The sequence below is a fragment of the Edaphobacter sp. genome (genome assembly GCF_028283685.1).
Classification (GTDB): domain Bacteria; phylum Acidobacteriota; class Terriglobia; order Terriglobales; family Acidobacteriaceae; genus Edaphobacter.
Genome location: NZ_JAPWKF010000001.1, coordinates 898325 through 913717, shown reverse-complemented (window position 1 = coordinate 913717; position 15393 = coordinate 898325). Strand labels below are relative to the sequence as shown.

The 15393-nt window shown below is 55.5% G+C and carries 10 protein-coding genes; 6 read left to right on the top strand and 4 right to left on the bottom strand.

Going from position 1 to position 15393, the window contains the following annotated elements:
* Window positions 1-15 precede the first annotated feature (15 nt).
* The 3 genes from PW789_RS03820 to PW789_RS03810 are packed head-to-tail and all read left to right on the top strand — an operon-like array spanning window position 16 to window position 9169.
* Entirely contained in the window at window positions 16-3465 is a 3450-nt protein-coding gene (locus PW789_RS03820) for a carboxypeptidase-like regulatory domain-containing protein (RefSeq protein ID WP_299371493.1), read from the top strand.
* 30 nt (window positions 3466-3495) lie between these two features.
* Window positions 3496-6813 carry a S8 family serine peptidase gene (locus PW789_RS03815; RefSeq protein WP_299371490.1) on the top strand — a complete coding sequence of 1106 codons (3318 nt, stop codon included), beginning with the start codon at window positions 3496-3498 and terminating at the stop codon, window positions 6811-6813.
* A gap of 19 nt (window positions 6814-6832) precedes the next feature.
* Window positions 6833-9169, top strand: a complete 2337-nt coding sequence (locus tag PW789_RS03810; RefSeq protein ID WP_299371487.1) for an alpha/beta fold hydrolase — start codon at window positions 6833-6835, stop codon at window positions 9167-9169.
* Window positions 9170-9357: 188 nt separating this feature from the next.
* Here PW789_RS03810 and PW789_RS03805 read toward each other — a convergent pair whose 3' ends face one another.
* The 4 genes from PW789_RS03805 to PW789_RS03790 all read right to left on the bottom strand — a co-directional run bounded on the left by PW789_RS03805 (window position 9358) and on the right by PW789_RS03790 (window position 11534).
* The gene (locus tag PW789_RS03805) at window positions 9358-9921 is read right to left on the bottom strand and encodes a hypothetical protein (protein ID WP_299371484.1); all 564 of its coding nucleotides are present in this window, start codon (window positions 9919-9921) and stop codon (window positions 9358-9360) included.
* Window positions 9921-10931 carry a hypothetical protein gene (locus tag PW789_RS03800; protein ID WP_299371481.1) on the bottom strand — a complete coding sequence of 337 codons (1011 nt, stop codon included), beginning with the start codon at window positions 10929-10931 and terminating at the stop codon, window positions 9921-9923. The genes PW789_RS03805 and PW789_RS03800 overlap by 1 nt, the downstream gene beginning before the upstream one ends.
* 45 nt (window positions 10932-10976) lie before the next feature.
* Window positions 10977-11204, bottom strand: a complete 228-nt coding sequence (locus PW789_RS03795; RefSeq protein WP_299371478.1) for a DUF5362 family protein — start codon at window positions 11202-11204, stop codon at window positions 10977-10979.
* A gap of 135 nt (window positions 11205-11339) precedes the next feature.
* Entirely contained in the window at window positions 11340-11534 is a 195-nt protein-coding gene (locus tag PW789_RS03790) for a hypothetical protein (RefSeq protein WP_299371475.1), read from the bottom strand.
* A gap of 103 nt (window positions 11535-11637) precedes the next feature.
* Here PW789_RS03790 and PW789_RS03785 point away from each other — a divergent pair, with 103 nt between their 5' ends.
* The 3 genes from PW789_RS03785 to PW789_RS20040 are packed head-to-tail and all read left to right on the top strand — an operon-like array spanning window position 11638 to window position 15297.
* Window positions 11638-12363, top strand: coding sequence for an ECF-type sigma factor (locus PW789_RS03785; protein ID WP_299371472.1), 726 nt, complete (start codon window positions 11638-11640; stop codon window positions 12361-12363).
* Window positions 12364-12402: 39 nt separating this feature from the next.
* Window positions 12403-15018, top strand: coding sequence for a serine/threonine-protein kinase (locus PW789_RS03780; protein WP_299371469.1), 2616 nt, complete (start codon window positions 12403-12405; stop codon window positions 15016-15018).
* A 9-nt stretch (window positions 15019-15027) separates the two neighbouring features.
* Entirely contained in the window at window positions 15028-15297 is a 270-nt protein-coding gene (locus tag PW789_RS20040) for a rhodanese-like domain-containing protein (protein ID WP_367182468.1), read from the top strand.
* Window positions 15298-15393 lie beyond the last annotated feature (96 nt).

Sequence of the window (15393 nt, the reverse complement as noted above, 5' to 3'; positions counted from 1 at the left end):
ACCACACATGGAGACATGATGAAATCCCTTTGCGCATTTTTTGCTTTGCTCTTTCTCTCGCTCCCTCTTCTGGCGCAGACGTCTACGACCGGCCAATTGACCGGAACTGTTACCGATCCCTCCGGCGCAGTTATCGCCAAGGCCAACATCACGGTTGTCAATCTCGAGACCGGTGTCAAGCGGGCTACATCCACATCGAGCCAGGGATTGTTCAATGTCCCTTTGCTTGATCCCGGCCTCTACACCGTCACAGTATCCGCACATGGCTTCGATACGATCAGCCGCGAACGCATCAATCTGAATGTAGGCCGCGCCATATCGCTGACCTTCCAGTTGCCTGTCGGCGGAGAGGAGCAGAGGGTTGTCGTCTCGGGTGAAGCTCCCCTCATTGAGACCAGCAATCCGAACACGACGGTCACCCTCAATTCGCAGCAGATCGAGGACATGCCGAACCCCGGCAATGACCTAACCTACCTTGCGACGGTAGCCCCAGGTGTTGTAATGAACACGATCAACTCCGGGGGATACAACGGCGGCAACCTCGAAGTGAATGGCTTGCCGACAAGCGCGAATGATTACGCGATCGACGGACTGAATGCAACCAATCCGTGGAACAGTATGAATCAGTCAGGCGCGACGGGACTCATGCTCGGAGCTAACGCCGTTCAGGAGGTCACGGTCAGTACCCAATCCTTCTCTGTTGACCAAAGCCGTCTCGGTTCTGCGCAGATGAGCTACACCACAAAGTCAGGAACGAACCAGTTTCACGGCAATGCTTATGAGATCTGGAACGGGTCGGTTCTCAATACGACCAACTATTTCATCAAGGCAAGTCCGACCACGGCCAAAAAACCGAGATCGAACGTAAACGAGTTCGGATTCAGTGTTGGAGGGCCGATCTTTCGGGACAAGCTCTTTTTCTTTACGGATTTTGAGGGAATGCGTATTGTCCTGCCCGGAATTCAGACAGTGACGGTACCTAGTAGCTACTACCAGAACTATGTGCTCAATCAACTTGCCGTTGGCGGAACGGATTCTGTCCTTGGCGGAGCACTTCCGGCGCAGCCAGCAGAGGTTCCGCTATACAGGTCGATGTTCGCGCTGCTTCCCGATGCGACGACCGGTACTCCTCTCCGCGTCGCTGGCTGCCCGTTCGACTCCAATGGTGCGGCGACTTCGAGCGTGAATGCTAATCAAGGAAATGGCTGCGCGCTGAGGCGTATTCGCACCTTTTCGAATCCTCTCTCCGAGACTCTTTGGACTCTGCGTCTCGATCACGCCTTCAGCAAGAGTGATAGCGCCTGGGTGCGCTACCAGATGGATCACGGTGCGAGCAGCTCGCCCAACCCAGTCAACACGCTCTTCGACGTCCACGCAGACACTCCCCTCAAGAGTGGTTCTGCTGGCTGGACCCACATCTTCTCTCCTAATCTGGTCAATCAATTAAATCCTGGGGTCTCCTACATTGATCGTGTCCACGGTTATGGAGACGAAGCAGCAGCCAAGGCCGCCATGCCGATCGCCTTCAGCGCCTCTCCTTTCTCGACGATCGGAATAAGCAATCTTCCGTATGGTGACCGCTCGATCAGCTATCAACTGGCTGACAACCTGATCTGGAACGTCGGCCGCCATCAGATGAAGTTTGGAGTCAACCTGCTTCGCTCCCGTTTCACCTCGGCGCAATCAGCGGGGTTTACGACACCATACGTATCAGCCCTCTCTTTGCCGCAGTTCACCTACGGTGCTTCAGGATTGACCTATGCTTATTTCCCGACCTACGTGAACGACCATCTCGGTGCAGTCAACGTCGATTTCTACGCCTCTGATGTCTATCGCATTACGCCAAAACTGACGGCAAGCTATGGTCTACGCGTTACCTGGAACTCGAATCTGCGCAGCTACGATAACGTTATCTCGCGTTTGTCCGTGCCGTTTGAGAACCTTAGCCATGATCTCTCTATCCCGCTGAATCAAGCGATTAAGGGAAATCAGGGGACATTGTTCTCCTCAACTCCACTGTTCGTCTACCAGCCGCGGATTGGTCTCGCCTACGAGATTCAGCCAAAAACAGTCGTCCGCGCTTCGGGTGGTGTGTTTACCTCTCCGACGACTGGATTCCTGCCTACCTACGCCGACGAAAATGCGCCTTCAATGGCATCCTTCCAAACCGGTATCTCATATAACCGGGGAACTGCAGCTTTTCCAGGTGTACCTGACAGCACTATTGATGCGGCTGCAGCCATGAACCAAGCCTTTCAGGCAGGATTTGCCCGCGGCGCACTCTCCTGTGCATCGCCGAACTCCTCTCCCAGTGACTGTATTCCGGCTGTAACTTTCTACGATCTCGAGTCTTCAAATCAATTCAAGGTGCCCATGCATTTCCAGTGGAACTTCGGCATTGATCGCCAGTTTGGTGCGACACGTGTCCTGGGGGTGAAGTACGTTGGCACTCGCTCCACCCAGAACTTTTTCATCGCAAATCCTAACGGCTATCAGACCGCCTGCTCCGGGTGCTGGGGTAGTTACTCGTATCAGCAAGCGCCGGACCCTCGTTTCGGGCAGGTCTTCAGCTTTAAAACGGGCGCCAACAGCAGCTACCACGCCTTGCAGACGAGTTTTGAGCAGCGTCTGAGTCACGGTATCGACGCTCGCGTCAACTACACATGGAGTCACTGCATGGACTCGAATTCAAACGGTGGAGTTACCATCTTTCAAGCCAATACCGGCGGCTATCCGTTTGACGGGGAGCTAAAGAAGAACTGGGCAAGCTGTGACTATGATGTACGGCATTCTGTCAACGCATCCTACTCTTATTTGCTACCCTTCCGGAGCAACAACCATCTGGTCCGCGGCGCGATCGGCGGATGGAAGCTGTCAGGCAATATCTTCGTCCGCGGTGGGTTTCCGTTTTCGGTGTATAGCAGGAGTCCCTACAACATCCTCAACAGTAGTGCGCGTTACAACATCTTCGCCAATCGAGTATCAGGGCAGGACCTCTATGCGAAGCAGAATCTTCCTGATGTAACGACACCAGGGACGATTCAATGGTTGAACCCGAATGCATTTCAGTCGGTCGTAGACCCAACGACCGGTTCTTGCTATCCCAGCAATACTCCCGTCAACTGCCAAAATGGGACCTTCCGTCGCAACTCGGCAAGATTACCCGGATTCAAATGGACGGATCTCAGCGTCTCAAAGCGCTTTCCAGTCCATGATCAGATAGCCTTTCGCTTTGAGGCGCAGTTCTACAATCTCTTCAACCACCCGAACTTTGGGGCTCCAACGTCCTCGACTGGCTACACCGGTTCGCCTCAAGCTGGAATCCCATCATCGCCCGCCACTCTGTATGGCTTTGGCGTAATAGACAACACTGTTGGGCCGAGTACCGGTCTCCTGGGGAGTCCTACGATCGGCGGTGACTCTTCCGTGCGCATGATCGCGTTCCGAGGGACCATTACCTTCTAAATCCCAGCTAACGCTGACACTATCCACGCAGTGCAACAGCACGCTTTGCCGTGCTTTAGGAAAACTATGCCCAAATCAAGATGGTGTTCCACCCTTTTGTCGAAATCAATGATCGCACTTATTGCGATGACGATCACGGTCAGCCTTCATGCGCAGTCCGAGCCGCCGTCGCATGTGCCCTACAAACATATTCATGAGCTAGTGGCTCTTTCGAAGATTCGTGGAGAGAAGCTTCCCGTGGTTCTCGTTGCGGCGAAACAAGGCAAGAGCGCTGCAGTCGCGCAGGCATGGAAAGAAGCAGGTGGCGAAGTCCACTTCCTCTCGAGCGAGGTGGATTACCTCCGTGGGCGATTGCCCGTGGACAAGGTTCTGACATTTGCCGTCCGGCCCGATGTCGAGAGTCTTGATATCGATATCGACATCAACTCCTGGGACCCGGTCCTGTTTGACTCCTTCGGTGAAGATCCCGATGTGCGTCCATCAGACCCGCCGGAGCCGGACACGCCACTCAGCCATCCCTATCTCCCACAAAAGGATATGGACATACCGGCATTCGTCGCTGGTGGCCCCCACTTCGATGGCAGGGGGGCAACCATGGCTATTCTCGACGCGACTCCCGATATGCTCCTACCCGAGCTGCAGCACGCCACCTCACTTGATGGAGGAGAGATCCCCAAGATCTCAGAGCTTCAGTCCTCAACAGATCCCCGTGATGACAACGACCCGATGTGGGTCAAGATGGACAGGATTGTGCAGGCAACCGATGGCGGGTTTTCGGTTGAGGGGACGCACTATACCGCTCCAGCGGATGGTAGCTACAGATTCGGTTTTTTCGACGAGCGAGCATTACGGGCTGCAAGCTATCTCCACCGCGACGTAAACTTCGACGGGAATCCTGTTGGAAGTAGCGGTCTGTTTGCTGTCCTTTGGGACGAGGCTTCCGGGACCGTTTGGGTCGATACGAAGCAAGATCACGACCTTGCCCATCAGCCGGGTCTCAAGGATTACAGCAAGCGTGGCGACATTGGCATCTTTGGCGATGGAAGGCGCGTATCTGGGAGACGAAAATCCATCGGTTTTGCCATCCAAACGAATCCAGAGTCTCACTACGTGCACGTGACGCTCGGAATCTGGCAACACGTCACGGAGGTCGCGGGCGCTTCACTTGGCAAGGGCTTCATGGGAGGGGCTTACGATGGCGTAGCTGGAGGAGCCCAGTTCGCCAGCTACTTTACCGGCGATGGATCTCTTTATAGACGAGTCGAATCAACAATAGCCGCGGCACAGAACCCGAAGGTCGACGTCATCTGTCTTGAGCCTTCCATCGTCGATCTTGCGATGAATCCAGTGCATGATGGCCGGCTCGTAGCCGGAGTTATATTTGACCGTCTAACCGATATCTATAAGAAGCCGCTCTTCTCTCCGGCCAACAATACCTTTGGTATGACAGAGGTGTTGGATGAGGTCTCGAGCAAGGGAATTATCGCTGTCGGAGCCTATCAGAATGCAGCGGCCTATCGAATCAACAATGGGGTTGATCCAATCTCTGAAGACAATCTTCACATCGTTGGTTCTTTCGGTCCGTCGGGGGACGGCTCTTTGAAGCCTGAGATTATTAGTCCCTCGGAGCTAATCAGCACCGACCCGGGATATAAGCCAGCTCATAAGCTTGAAGGCATCTACTACCTGCCTCCGGGATACTACATTGGCGGTGGCACGTCGACCGCCGGACCAACCGCGACAGCAGCGGCGGCTCTGCTCGTGAGTGCGGCTAAACAGGAGAATGTGAAATACGATGCGGCTCGCATCCGCACAGCGATGCTGTCGACCGCTCGCTTCCTTCCACAGTATCCCGCCTATCAGCAGGGAAATGGCCTCGTTCAGGTGAATGCTGCCTGGATGATGCTGAAGGAGTTGAACACGAAGTGGGAGCCGATCACCATTAAGAGTGAGGCATCGGTAAAGACTTTGACCTCGAAGTATCTACAGGTCCCAGACAGAGGCACCGGTATCTTCGAGCGCGAAGGCTGGCATGCGAGGGATCATGGAAAACGCGAGATCCTGTTCACGCGGGAGACCGGGCCGATCGAACCTGCCACCTTTGATCTTGAGTGGGTTGGCAACACGGGTGTTTTTTCTACCGAAAAGACAATCACTCTCCCCCTGCATAAAGCAGTAGCCCTTCCGATCTTCATCCAAACGAAAGAGGAAGGTGTCGCGAGTGCGATCCTAAATCTCCGACGGCCAGGATATCCGGGAATTGCCTATCAGGTATTGAACACGATCGTTGTTGCGCAGGATTTCAAGGAGGGAAACCACTTCACTGTAGATGAGACGATCGATGCGCCACGGCCCGGAGTTAAGAGTATCTTCGTTCGGGTTCCGCCCGGGGCTCAAGCACTTCAAGTCTTTGCAACAACACCGGACAAGCGACAGGAGATCAGGATCAACCTCTTCTCTCCAGACCACAAGCCCGGCCTCGATTGGTCTGTCGGCAAGATAGAGAGCGGTGTCCTTCAACGCACCATCGCTCATCCGGCAGCTGGTGTCTGGGAGGTCGAGCTTTGGGGTAATCTCTTCGCATTCGATCCCAAGCAGATCGATTCCAAGCCGCTCAAGCCTGTGCCCGTTCATCTTGAACTATCTGTGCTCGGAGTCGACGTTGTCCCGACAAAGAAAGTCGCAGGCATAGCTCCCAATCAAGCGGAATATCAGGTGCAAATGAAGAATCTCCTCGCTCCGTTTGTTGCAGCGGTCGACACGTCATCGCTTGGCAGCCAGGTTGAAGAGAAGGGGCAGATTAGTTCGGGCGAGCAGAAGACGTTCTCGATCGAAGTCCCCGAAGGTTCGGAACGCTTGGTCGTCCAAGTCAACCAGCAAAAGTCATCCGAGGATGACCTCGACCTGTATCTCTACCACGTTCAACCGGATGGTCTAGCCGTTCTGCGCGGCAGTGGAGACTCTCAGGGATCGACGGAAGAGCTGACTATAGATCACCCTGCGGGAGGTAAATGGATCGCCGTAGTCGACGGCTTCCGTGTTCCGAATGGTGCTACGACATTTACCTATCGAGACACATTCTTCCATCCTTTACTTGGGACCGTCGACGCTAGTGACAAGCCCAAGCAACGCCGGCAGAACGAGGAATGGAATTCGGCAGTGAATGTTCGGGTGAACGCGCGACCGACAGGGAAGCGCATTCTGGTTGAGCCTATCGCGGTCGTCGTCAATAGCAGTCCAGGTGAAAAGCCATCGAGCGATCCCTTGGCCACCGTTCCCGGCGGAGGAAAGCCTCTGCCCGCGCGCATCGGTAGCTCTGTTCTCCTCTCGCCTGCTCAACAGAAGTAAACCGTGGAAAGGATCAAAAATGCGCTGTTTCCGTGTCAAAGAGTTAGCTTATCTTCTGATCGCTGCATCATCGTTCAATGCCTTCGCATTCTCCGAAAAGCCGTTGACAATCGACGATCTTCTCGCCGCCAAAGAATTCGCGTTCTCAGCCGCGCCAACCATGTCACCGGACGGCAAGCTTGTGGCATATACCCTGGCTACGCCATCTAGAACGGAGACGGCGAAGAATATTCGCTATAAAACGTTCCTGCCCACAGGCACTCCGAGGATGATGGATGGTACGGAGATCAGGATCACCAATACGGAGACCGGGGAGACCAAAGAATTCACCGGCTCCAATGGAAATGCCTGGAACCCGATATGGTCGCCTGATGGAAAGATGCTCGCGTTTTCATCGGATAGAGACGGCGTTGCGAGGCTCTGGGTTTGGAGCAGAGAAACAGGAACCTTACGGCGCGTCTCAGAGGTATCGCTGAGGGAATACTTTGATGTTCCTACATGGACTGCAGATAGCCGCTCCATCATCGTGAAGGTTCTACCCGAGAAGCTGACACTTGATCAGGCAGACGATCTTATCGAAGCGGCCAAGAACGAACCCAGTTCGAAAGCTGCTATCAAGGCGACGGCGACGGTCTACGCCTACGATCCGTCGGTTCCAGAGCCAACGGCCAAAGCGGGGCAATGGATCAATCGGAGCCTCGCGGATATTGCGGTTATCGATGTGAAGAGCGGAAGTGTCCGACGCCTTGTCAAAGAGCACACCACGCTTGGATTCGGACTATCCCCAAATGGTCGAGACCTGGCCGTAATTGATATCAAAGGATTGCGCGGAAATGGATCGCAACAGCCCCTCTATGACATTTCCATCGTGCATCTTGGATCGGGAGAGATCTCATCGGTTGCCAAGGATGTCCCGATGGATATGGGAACATCCTACAGCTGGTCACCAAACGGGGAATGGCTCTCCTATCTGACCACACAGCCCGACTATATGGCCGTTGGCGAGAGGATGGTGGGCGAGTGTTTCATCGCTCCTGCCACAGGAGGTCCCGCTCGACAGATCAGTTCGGGCAAACATCCGGATTTTGGACAGGAATTCGCCGGCCCCGCTTGGTCTCCAGATAGCCGCAAGCTGTATGTCTTGGGTGGTAACGCCGTGTGGGGGATCTCGATCTCGGATAGCACTACGAAAGAGATTGCCAAGGGTGAGGAACGAACGCTGATTCATATCGTGACGTCTGCCCGATCAAACGTCATCGCGTCAGAAGATCCTGCACAGTTCATCATTGTGCGTACGCGGAATTCGAGATCGAAAGAGTCAGGCTTCTATAAGCTGTCGCTCGAATCAGGGAGGTTGAGCAAACTCATCGAAGAGAGCAAGGAGTATGGTCCGGATTCGGCTGCTAAGTTCGACATGGATGTGAATCCGGAGGCGCGAAGAGTTGTTTTCCTCTCTGAGGACGCGCAGCATAGCCCCGATCTCTGGACCACGTCGCTCGAAAACTTTGACAATGCGCGGCGCCTTACAGCGATTAATCCTGCTTTTGATTCGTATAGATTCGGCGCGTCACGATTGATCGAGTATCAAAGCGCTGACGGGCAGGCCCTGAAGGGAGCTCTGCTTCTGCCTAGCGACTATCAACCGGGCAAGGCCTATCCTCTGCTCGTCTATGTCTACGGCGGCTCGTTCGGTTCGACCCGCCTCTCGCGGTTCGGGCTGTCTGGCATGGGAGTGGAAAATAAACAGCTCTTTGCGACCAGAGGGTACGCCGTGCTCTATCCGGATACACCGCTGCATCCCGCAACGCCGATGGCCGATATTGCCAAGACCGTCATCCCCGCTGTGAATCGTGTGGTGGAACTGGGGATCGCAGACCCCCGAAGGATTGGGGTGATGGGCCATAGTTATGGAGGGTACTCGACACTCGCCCTGATCACGCAGTCGCACCTCTTTCGTGCAGCGATGGCATCGGCTGGCGTTGGCAATATGTTCTCTATGTATGGCGGGATGACGGCTGACGGTGATGCATGGGCGATGGAATGGGCCGAACAGGGACAAGGCGCGATGGGGGGTACCCCATGGCAGTTTCGTGACCGATACCTCGAGAACTCGCCGACATTCTATCTCGATAAGGTGACTACCCCGTTGCTGCTGGTGCATGGTGGAGCCGATAACACATGCCCGCCACTACTCTCCGATGAGGTCTTTGTAGATTTGCGACGACTCAAGAAGAAGGTCGCTTATGCAAAATATGCCAATGAAGATCACTGGGAAGGGACATGGGGTAGAGCGAATAAAGAGGACTATCTGAATCGCATCGTTGCCTGGTTCGACCAGGAGTTGCAGGCACCCTAGGTGCGAGGACATTTCAGCGTTCAAAAGGCGAACACGGTCTGTTGCTTGAGAACGCATCGAGGCGCACGCGATAACCCTCGGCTCGTGACCGAGGGTTATTGCGTCTAGTTTAGTTATTAACTTCTTTAGGAGCTAAAGATGCACTGAGTGTTCATCTTGACTCTATGTTTGGCCTGATATCTTATCGTTTACAAACCCAATGCACTGGAAGAGGATGTGCTTGGCACCGGAGCCTGCGGGGATGAGCTACGCGGCGGTTTAGCAGATGTTTGTTGCAGTTTCATCAGAGCCTGTTTCAGTGCCGGCTGCGGCCACCGCTGCTGTATTTGCTCGAGTAGCTTCGCTGGAAGAGGGATGTATTGATTGTGCTCTGCCCAAGCGCTTACGGTTTTGCCATCGTGGAGGATCAGTACCTCCAGAACATCATGGTCCAGGTCAATGATCAGGGCGCCTTCTTCCTCCGTGCCCATGTGTTCCCGAAGGCCGATGGAGCTCATAATGCCATTACTGATGGCCATTGGCTCTGCAGGGTCCATGTTCAGTCGCAGCGCTTCGAATTCGTCCTTTCCGAGCAACGCAAGTAGACGCCGATGCAGCGGCTCAGTCTTCCAAAGATCCCATGGCCCATCACCTGCCCTGGCCCGCAATGAGCTTAACGATTTGTTCGTTGACGACGCCTGTTTCTGTGCCGCCGCTGTCAGAGTGGGTATCGAGCAAAGAAGAATCCAGGAGAATAGCTTTTTTATACGCATTAGTAAATCACTCCCTTCTTTTCCGCCTTGTTCATCTTGTCTGCATCAACCTGCTTCTGTGCCGCCAGATATTGTGCATGGGTCGCTTCGGTTGCACTACGGTAGAGAGCGCCGTTGCTTGCAACAACCATCAGATTGTCGAGCAGATAGTCTTTCTGGCCGGGAATAAGCGATCCCTGGAAGAAGACGCCGATGGTCGCATAGTTGCTGCAACGAAGAGTACCGATCGAGAGCTTGCGCTCGTCGTAGCCGTTGGCTACTGTGTCGGCTGCTCGCTCCCACTCTTCTGAGAGGAACGGGCTGGTGCAGGTTTCGACGATGCGTTGCAGGTCAGGACCGGAAATGAGATTGCCATGCAGATCCATGATCCAGAAGAAGCTTGGATCGGCAGCGTTGGCGCGTGGCACGAGGTTCTCCTTGCCGTACTTCGCACGCATCCCTTCAATGGCGGAGGTAAAGGCGGGTTGTTGCCCCGGAGGATAGTGCACGTTATGGGTGACAGCTGTCACAAAGCCGGCGCTCGGCTGAGCGGAGAAGGCGATCTCATAGCTCTCGAAGATCTGGCCGGTCACGAGAGGAATCTCCGCTTTGACGCCTGAGATGAGCGTCTGATCCGGAATGAGTTGATGCACGTATGTCTGTGGGGTCACCTTGAGAAGGCTGTTGTGAGCCTTAAGTGCGGCGACGGCGTCTTTTACACTCATTCCCACCTTGATGCCTGTGACTTCAAGAAAGCCTGAAGAGGCCGCAAGGGACGCGGTCAACTCCGGCGTGCCAGTTTCTGGGGTTGAAATAAAGCCTCGATCAGCCGCGGGCGCGTCTGGCTTTTGACTCTTTGCAGGCTGAGCCTTATCCGTTTGCGCGGCAGCCGGCCGGCTCTTGTTTGTTGTCTCTTTGGGAAGTTGGCTGGCAGCCTGCTTCAATTTGTCCCAGACGCTTTGAGCCGACATCGCGGGAGCCGTCGGCGGCAGAAGGAGAAACAGCAGAATCACTCTAGAGATCAGTCGCATGGTGTCCTCTTGATGGGATTGGGAAGGTGGGTTGAAAGCCGTCGCTTACGCTGCTCCGATCGAGCTCAGGTAGTCCGCGAATGTCTCGTCGGAGACCCTGATGTTGTAGTTGTAGGATTTCTTCACAAGTACGCCGAAGATGATCATCGGTATGCCAACAATGGCGCCGACGATCGTGATGGACATGAGGCCACCGATAATCAGCGGCGCTATACCCAGCAGCTTGTACCGCTTTGTCTCCGAGAGCAGCTCTTCCTTCTTGGTAAATAGCACATCTCTATCCGTGGAACCGGTAGAGCGCAAAGCTCCAGTGATTTGCTGTGGGCTAAGTTTGGTGATGACCATGATGTTCTCCTTTGAGTACGGTGTGGGTTGAGTTTGGCCTGCTAAGGACATCGCAGCCGCTAACTATTGTTGTGTAGGTTTATCGACTCTCACGAGGGTCTCGCCCATGCCGGAGAGAGAGCCGTCGGGCATGCGCTGCAGGGCAACATCCATGAAGGGCATCTTCAAAACGACCTTGTCATCCGCAAGTTCGTAGGCAACGGATTGTGTCGAACCGCCTTCAGTGATGTAGGCCGAGCCGGACCGGAACTCGATCACGCGATGTGACCGTGTTCCGCGATACTTTCCCACGTCGGAGGAGCGGCAGCCGGAAAGTAGAAGTAATCCACTCAAAATCGCTACGGCCACTCTCGACGGCGAGTTGGCGAAACCACGCGAGCCGGATTGTCTGCCAGAAAGAAAAGCGGATAGCATAAAATCATCACCTGTTCAGGCTTCGCACTGCCTCACCCATCCATTACGCGAATGGGATTTGAAAACCATCATGGGTTCGGACGATTTTTTTGACGACATCTCGCAGGAGCCCTTGGACGCTACAGCCGGCAGCATGTGCACGGATGCCCAGCGTCCGCTTGACGAAGTCTTCACCCTCGCTTATGAAGAACTGAGGCGGCTTGCCCGAAGCATCCGCCACAACGATCTGCGCGGAAGCCTAACGCCAACTGCTATCGTGAACGAGGCGTGGATTAAGCTATCGCGAACTCCGACCGTAGCTTCGGTATCCCCACTTCACTTCAAACGCATCGCCGGTCGCGCGATGCGGCAGGTGCTCGTGGACGCCGCGCGGCGCAGGCAAACGCAGATCCGTGGCGCGGAGTTCCAGCGGGTCACCTTCGACGAAGCGACGCATCTGGGTCTGCAAACGGCTTTGTCTAGCGATCGCGAAGTCCTCGCGCTCGATGCCGCGCTCGATGGGCTTGCGCGTCTCGAGCCTCGACAGGCTGCACTTGTGGAGGCGCGCTTCTTCGGAGGTTTGGAGATGGCAGAAGTTACCGAATTACTGGGCATCTCCGAGGCAACGGCGCTCCGTGACTGGCGAGCTGCGAAGGCCTGGTTAGCCGTCGAAGTACGGCGAGCATTGGCATAGGAATGATGTAATAGCTCCACGCGACAATTTGGGACTGTGATGGAACAAGCAGACTGGGCCAAAGCACAACGAATCTTTCACAAGGTCGCGGAGCTTCCCGCCGACCTGCAGAGTGCTGCGCTCAAGGATTTTTGCGGCGATGACGAAGCCCTGCGAACCTGCATCGCTAGCATGCTTGAAGAAGACCGGGGCGACGGCATGCTCGATGGCGGCATTGCGCCACTGGCGCAATCGTTCCTTGATAGCGGAACGGAGAAGGCCTATTGGCGGCACGTTGAACAGATAGGGCCGTACCGGCTCGTGCGTCTGCTGGGCGAGGGCGGCATGGGGGTTGTCTATCAGGCCGAGCGTACCGACATTGGCGGCATGGTTGCGATCAAGCTGTTGCGCGATGCGTGGGTCTCGCCTGCGCGTCGGCAACGGTTTGCCTTGGAGCAACGAACGCTTGCCCAGCTCAAACATTCCGGTATCGCTCAGATCTATGACGCGAACGCGCTGCCGGACGGAACGCCATGGTTTGTCATGGAGTATGTCGATGGCGTTTCGTTGACGGAATACTGGGAATCACAGAGAGGTGCTGTTGAGAACTGCCTGCGCCTCTTTCGCGAGGTCTGCGCGGCGGTGCTGTATGCGCATCGCCGCGCGATCATCCATCGCGATCTCAAACCATCGAACATCCTTGTGACAGCCGATGGAACCGTCAAGCTGCTGGACTTCGGCATCGCGAAACATCTTGCCGAAAGCGAGACACCGCGCGAAATGACATTGGCCGGTATGAGACCCATGACGCCCGTGTACTCTGCGCCTGAGCAACAGAGCGGAGCCGCGGTAGGCGTCTTCACTGATGTCTACGCGCTTGGCATTCTTCTTTACGAATTGTTGGCCGGAGAGCTGCCCTTTGATGCGGCAGGCACGGTACGGCGTCTTCCTCTGGAGGTTCTGCGCAGCCGGTTTGCCGGTTTGGTCGGCCGGGGCGAATGGACCGACCTGACTGTACTTTGCGCAACCGCGATCCGCGTCGAGCCGGAGCGCCGCTATCAGTCAGTCGAAGCGATGATCCGTGACGTGGACGCATTTCTCGAACAACGCCCTCTGGAGGCCCGCGAGGAAAGCTGGATCTATCGTCTGCGCAAGTTTGTGATCCGGCGACGGGTCCGGTTGGCGTATGCCGCCGCTACCGGATTGATGATTGCAGGACTCACCCTCTATTTCACGCTTCGTCTTCGGCAGGCCCGCGATGCAGCCCTTGCTGAAGCCGCGAGAACGGAGCGTATCCAACAGTTCACCTCCAATCTCTTTCGCGGCAATGAATCCACCGTAGGTCCCGCGGAGGATCTGCGCGTAAAGACGCTGCTCGACCGCGGCCGCGAGGAAGCAACCAGCTTGAGCGGAGACCCGGATATGCAGGCGGACATGGAGGAGACACTCGGCGAGATCTATCGCAAGCTCGGTGACCAGAAACAGGCCGAGATGTTGCTCTCCTCATCCCTGGAACGACGCCGCTCCCAGGCGAAGTCGCAGCCACGCAAGTACGCTCAAAATCTAATCGAACTGGGGCAGTTGCGAACGGACGAAGCCAAACTTGACGATGCCGAGCGGCTTGTACGGCAGGGTATGGATGTGAGTCGCAGCCTCCCACCCGGGGCTGACGATATAGCGCAACCGGTCGCCATAAAAGCGATGGTCGCGTTAGGCACTCTGCTGGAAGCAAAGGGAGATTATCCGCAAGCGGCGAACGTGCTGGACAGCGCTCTGCGGCAGCGGCCGCGGAGCGACAGACCCAATGCAGATACGGCTCAAAATCTGCGTGAACTCGCGAATGTCAACTTCTACCAGGGGCATTACACCGTCGCCGATTCGCTCAACCAGCAGGTTCTGGCGATGCACCGAACCTTGTACGGCGAAAAGCATCCCGAGGTTGCTGAAGATCTGAACAATCTCGGAGCCATACAGCATGAGCTCGGCAATCTGACTCAGGCGGAAACGTACTACCGGCAATGCCTCGCCATCGTCGAGTCATGGTACGGTCCCTTTAGTCCCAAAGTAGCGGAAGATCTCACCTCGCTCGGGCGGACACTAGTACACGAGAGGCATTATCAGGATGCAAAGCCATTGCTGGAGCGTGCGCTTAGCATTCAGGTAACAACGCACGGGCATGACCATCCTGCGGTTGCCTCCGCACTCAACGAACTGGGGGCGATGGCGTTACTCGAGAAAAGCTATAGAGAGGCGGAAGAACGATTTTCCGAGGCGCTCAACATATGGCGCACTATCTACGGCGGCGGCCATCAGTTCATTGGAGTGGGATTATCGAACCTGGGCAGTATCTACATGGCTGAGAAAAACTACGCGAAAGCAGAACAGATGTACCGACAAGCGTTGACTGTCTTTATCGACACCGTTCACGAGGGCCACACCAACACCGGCATTGCCCATTTGAAATTGGGGCGGGCGCTATTGCGGCAAAAGCGATATGCCGAGGCGGAACCGGAGACCTTGCGTGGGTACCAAACGCTGATGAAATTGGTCGCGCCCACGAACAGTTTTCTGAAGGCCGGGAGAACGGACCTGATCGAGATCTACACGGGACTGAATCGCGGACAGGACGCCGATCGCTTCCGGTCTGAACCGACAGTCGCGACGAGCCCCGGATGACGCATCAGCATGTCCGTGCCTAAAAAAGTGCTTCCGAATCCCTGTATTCAAAAGGGCCATGTTCCGGGCGCGATCCATATTTCCAGGCTCAGCCTCACCGAAGCATGGATGAGCGAGTACGAACCGGACACGGTATTCGTGGTCTACTGCGCTGGCCCCCACTGTAACGGCGCGAACAAAGCAGCTCTGAAGCTCGCCACGTTGAATCGGACGGCTAAGGAGATGATTGGCGGAGCACTCGGTAGGGCGGATGAAGGATTCACACTGGTGACAGCCTGATGGATTGCACGTATGAAATTTGACCAGCGGGACCTCAGGATAGTGTCGCGATCCTGGCCATGTTGGATCGGCTCGCAAAACACGAGGGCGTTTATC